Source organism: Achromobacter sp. (genome assembly GCF_057314935.1).
In genome coordinates, this window is the sequence record NZ_DBHKZA010000162.1 from 1 (window position 1) to 5,182 (window position 5,182).

Sequence of the window (5,182 nt, forward strand, 5' to 3'; positions counted from 1 at the left end):
CCGGAATCAGGAGGACTGATTCTAATGCCGCATCGGGATTCAACGCTTCGTCAGCCGTGATGCGATTCGACGCGGAGTGTCCTGCCAATGCGCAAACAAATATCCATAATGCGACCATCCGGTCACATCGGATAATGGGCGAGATTAACCAGTGCGTTAATCGATGGCCAATAAATCGCAACAAGTCATGTCACTAATTGAAACTAATAAAATAGCCTAAATACAACGGCTTGTACGACACAGATTAGACGTTAGGACAGAGGGAGGCCGTGCCGAAAACCAGATCGGAGAGAGCAAATTATTAAGATTTCGTAATAATAAAAATGAATGGATGAAACTATTTGGTGCCTGATGGATTTATTCGACGTACGATTATTCCCATCAGATTCGGTGGTGCAACTCATTCGATGGAGGGTTTCATGATGAAACGCTTGTCCTTGCATGCAGCGGCCTTGTCATTGATCTGCGCCAGCGCCGCGCCCGGGCTGGCGGCCGCGCAAGCCGGCCCCACGGCGAATTTCAACGTCACCCTCACCATCACCGCCAACTGCGTGATCGCCGCCAATAACCTGGCGTTCGGCAGTCATGGCGTATTGGCCACCGCGGTGACCGGCAACACCACCCTGAATGTCACGTGCAGCAACACCACGCCCTATACCGTCGGACTGAGCGCCGGCACGGGCACGGGGTCGACAGGAACGACGCGGTTCATGAGCGGCACGGGCAGCAATACCCAGACGGTGGCCTATCAGCTATACCAGCCCGGCAGCCAGACCGTCGTCTGGGGCGACGCCCAAGTGGCAGACCGCGTCAGCGGGGTCGGCAATGGCTCGGCGCAGCCCTTGGTGGTCAATGGCGCCGTGCCCGTCCAGACGACGCCGGCACCCGATAATTACTCTTCCACGGTCACCGCCACGGTCTATTTCTAAAGGGCGTGCGGATGCAAGCACTCCTCAAGGCCGTATTGGCGTTGTGCATCGGCGGGTGGACAGGCCTGGCCTTCGGGGCGGCGCTGCAGATATCCCCGGTATTGGTGGAGCTGGCGCCTCAGCAGGCGGCCGGCGGCATTATGTTGCGCAATCCCGGCAATACGCCGATATATGGGCAAGTCCGCATCTATCGCTGGGAACAGGCCGATGGCGACGACGTCCTGACCGCCACCGAAGAAGTCCAGGCCAGTCCGCCGATTATCCAGGTCGCGCCCGGCGGCGAACAATTGGTGCGGCTTGTCCGGGCGTCACGGGAACTCGCGCCGGTCGAGCGCAGTTACCGGCTGATCATCGACGAGATTCCCGACCCGGCCTCGCCAGGCGTCAACGGGGTCGTGTTGCGCCTGCGCTATTCCGTGCCCGTCTTCGTGGCGGGGGCGGCGCCCTCGCCCGCGCCCGACCTGGCGTGGCAGGTGCTGCGGGCGGGCGACGCCTGGGTGCTGCGCTTGTCCAACACCGGCACTCGGTACGCGCAGGTGGCGGCGGTGCAGATCCTGGATGCCGCGGGCAGGCCCGTGGCGAATGTCGACGGACTATTGGGATACGCGTTGGCACAGCGCGCGCGCGAATGGCGCATCCCCGCAAAACAAAAGGCGCCGGCAGCGGCGCGGATCAAAGCCCTGATCAACGGCGACCTCGTCACCGTATCCCCACGCGTTGATTGATCGCGTGCCGGTGCGCCTTCGTGCGGGCCGGCGAGCAAGAGGAAGGCAGGCCATGGCAGAGCGCGCTTCCCGTGTTCGCGGGCGACGCGTCTGGTGCTTCGCACTGTGTTTGCTGGGTGCGCAGGCCCAGGCGGCGAACCCGCCCGACCTATTGTTGACCTTCGGCGATCTTGCCGAGCGCGACGTGTTCCTGGAGGTGAGTATCAACGGCGTCAATACCTCGCAACTGCTGCGTTTCCGGGATGCGCAGGGCCGTTTGTCCGTCAGCGGCAGCGCGTTGAGATCGGTGGGGGTCGACCTGTCCAGGATCGACATGCCGGATTCAGGCGAGATCGCGTTGGACCGGGTTGCCGGCCTGCGGTATGCCTACGATCCCGCGGCGCAATCCGTGGATATCGTGTTGCCCGACGCCTTGCGCCTGCCCTACGAACTGGGCGCGCAGGGGACGTCCAAGACGCCGATGGCGACAGCCGGGCGCGGCTTGCTGCTGAACTACGACGCCTACACGCAGACCGATTCGCGCTACCGCGTGGCGCTCTTCACCGAGCAGCGCTACTTCGACGCATTCGGCATGTTCAGCAACACCGGCACGGCGTACCTGGGCGGCGCCGGGGACCGCTACGTGCGCTACGACACGTATTGGACGCGTTCCGACCAGGAGACGATGCGGACGCTGCGCCTGGGCGACACCATCACCTCGTCGTTGAACTGGTCGCGTTCCGTGCGGGTGGCGGGCATCCAGTGGGGCAGGAACTTCGCATTGCGTCCCGACCTGGTCACGTTTCCGGTATCCACGCTGAGTGCCTCTTCCGTCGTGCCGTCCTCCGTGGCGCTATACGTCAATGGCGTGCAGCAGTATTCAGGCAACGTGCCGCCGGGGCCGTTCGTGGTGAACCAGGTCCCGGGCATTACCGGGGCGGGCCAGGCCACGCTGGTCACGCGCGATGCGCTGGGGCGCACCGTCAGCACGTCGGTGCCGCTGTATATCGATACGCGCATGCTGGCCGCCGGGCTGTCCAGCTATTCCGTGGAGGCGGGATTCGTGCGCCGTCTGTTCAGCGTGCGCTCTTTCGACTACGACAACCAGCCGGTGATGGCGGCATCGGGGCGCTACGGTTATAGCGACACCCTGACGTGGGAGGGGCATGGCGAAGCCACGGCAGGCCTGTACAACATCGGCGCCGGCGCCCTGGTGAAGCTGGGTCAGGCTGGGGTGGTCAGCGGGTCCCTGGCGGGCAGCGCGGGCCGCTATGACGGCGGACAGGTCGGCCTGGGTTACCAGTACGTGCAGCCGGCATTCAGCGTGGATGCGCAAGCCACGCGCGTACTGGGCGACTACGGCGACCTGGGCTCGCGCGAAGACGCGCCGGTGCCCCGTCAGACTGAACGGGTGACCGTGTCCGTGCCGCTGACGGCGTCGCAAAGCGTGGCCGTCAGTTACATCGGCTACCGCATGCCGAATGTGCCGGCGGCCAAGTTGGGGTCGGCGTCCTACAGCGTCAACCTGCACAGCCGGGTCGTCATGACGCTGAGCGCCTACAACGATTTCACCCAATCCGATTCGCGCGGCGTCTACCTGGGCTTGTCCTTCATGCTGGGCGACCGGACGCAGGCCACCGCCTCGGTCAGCAGGCAAGGCGGGCAGGACGCGTACAGCCTGGGGGCGCAAAGCAGTGTGGCGTACGAGGGCGGCTGGGGCTGGGCGGTGCAGAACGGACGGTCGGGCGGCATGCAGTACAACCAGGGTCAGGCGCAGTACCTGGGCCGGTACGGCCTGCTGGCCGGCATCGTGCAGGAATACGGCGGCAAGACGATGGCCGCCGCGCAAGTGTCGGGCTCGATCGCGCTGATGGACGGCGCGCTGCTGCCGTCGCGCCGCATCAATGACAGCTTTGCGCTGGTGTCTACGGACGGCGCGGCCGATGTGGCGGTGCTGCATGAAAACCGCAAGCTGGGCCGCACCAATGGCAGCGGCTATCTGCTGGTGCCGGATTTGAATTCCTACCAGTCGAACCGCATCGCGATCGATCCGGAAGACCTGCCCGTCGACGTGAAGCTGGACACCACCAAGATGGTCGTCGTGCCGCAGGCGGGGGCCGGCGTGCTGGCGAAGTTCCAGGTCGAGAAATACGCGGCGGCCTCGGTCATCCTGACGACGCCGGACGGCGGGTTCGTGCCCGTGGGGGCGGAAGTGGCGCACGCGGAAAGCGGCAAACGCTCTGTCGTGGGCTACGACGGCCTGACCTTCGTCGAGGACCTGCAGGCGCGCAATCGCCTGCGGGTAAAGGGGGCGGGCGTTTCCTGCGAGGTGGCGTTCGACTATGCGCATGCGGCCGACCGTCCCATGCCCACGTTGGGGCCCTTCGCCTGCGTGCCGCCTGGCGCGGGGCGGCCATGAAGACGCGGCTGATCCGGTCGGCGCTGCAGGCGCTGACGGCCTTGTCGCTGGGCTATGCGGGGGCGTCCGAGGCCAGTTCCTGCGCCCTGGGGCCGGCTACGACCTCCACCGTGAATTTCGGCACCGTCAATCCGCTGCTGCCTGCCGATACGTTCAGCGACGGGGGGCAAATCGCGGTGACTTGCACCTTCACGCTGCTCGGCCTTTTCGCGCGGGTGTGCTTCAACCTGGGCCAGGGCGACACCAGCACGTCGATCAACCCGCGCACCCTCGGCGCCGGCACCAACCGCATGAACTACAACCTGTACACGGACGCGGCGCATTCGCAGGTCTGGGGAACGTCCACCAGTTCGGGCCCTACCTCCGTCCTGCTGACGGGGCCGCTGGTCGTCGGCGGGGGGCCGGTGTCCACGACCTTCAGGTTCTACGGCAAGCTGCCAGGCAACCAGCCGCTGGTCTCGACCGTGAACAACGCCAACACCCAATACTCTGAGAACTATGCGACCACCGCGACGGTGGACGTGGTGTTCGGCCTGGGCGGGTTGGCGAACTGCCCGGTGACGCCGACGCAACGGATCCTCGTACCGCTTACCGTGACGGCCCTGGTGCAGAAGAACTGCACGATCAACGCCACGGATCTGATGTTCCCGCCCCGGGGCGTGTTGAACAGCGCGACGACGGGCACCAGCACGATCACCGTCAAATGCACCAACAACAATGCATTTTCGGTGGCCTTGAACGGGGGCGCCGTAGCCAACAACGTGCTGGCCCGGAAAATGAAGCACTCGACCGCCGCGGACACGGTCGGCTATCAGCTCTACCAGGACGGCAACTACGCCATCATTTGGGGGGACGCCTCCGGGGGCAGCCCGCGCACGGGGACCGGCACCGGCTCCAACCAGACGTTCACGGTGTACGGGCGCGTGCCCGCGCAGGCGACGCCGCGGCCGGGCGACTACAAGGACGTCGTCACCGCCACCATCACCTTTTGACACGCGCCTGGCGGCCGGCGCGGCCGCGCAGCATGGCGGCCAGTTCCGCATAGCAGCGCTGCACCGCGGCGCGCGCCTGCGACTCCGGGGCGCGCGTCATCAGGCAGATGCGGCGTGTCATCTGCGGGCGTTGCACGG

Annotated in this window: 4 protein-coding genes; all 4 read left to right on the top strand. The window is 65.4% G+C overall.

All coding sequences use genetic code 11. The features are described 5' to 3' along the window. Window positions 1-407 precede the first annotated feature (407 nt). Genes ACO6D5_RS29465 through ACO6D5_RS29480 form a run of 4 tightly spaced genes read left to right on the top strand, consistent with a single transcriptional unit; the run spans window position 408 to window position 5,044 of the window. Window positions 408-929: a Csu type fimbrial protein gene (locus ACO6D5_RS29465; protein ID WP_485827351.1), complete on the top strand. Its 522-nt coding sequence runs from the start codon at window positions 408-410 to the stop codon at window positions 927-929. Between the two features lie 11 nt (window positions 930-940). Then, window positions 941-1,654 carry a fimbrial biogenesis chaperone gene (locus tag ACO6D5_RS29470; protein WP_485827352.1) on the top strand — a complete coding sequence of 238 codons (714 nt, stop codon included), beginning with the start codon at window positions 941-943 and terminating at the stop codon, window positions 1,652-1,654. 52 nt (window positions 1,655-1,706) lie between these two features. Then, complete coding sequence (locus ACO6D5_RS29475; RefSeq protein WP_485827353.1) at window positions 1,707-4,052, top strand: fimbria/pilus outer membrane usher protein; 2,346 nt, start codon at window positions 1,707-1,709, stop codon at window positions 4,050-4,052. Further along, the gene (locus ACO6D5_RS29480) at window positions 4,049-5,044 is read left to right on the top strand and encodes a Csu type fimbrial protein (RefSeq protein WP_485827354.1); all 996 of its coding nucleotides are present in this window, start codon (window positions 4,049-4,051) and stop codon (window positions 5,042-5,044) included. Before ACO6D5_RS29475 ends, ACO6D5_RS29480 begins: the two co-directional genes overlap by 4 nt. Window positions 5,045-5,182: the final 138 nt, after the last annotated feature.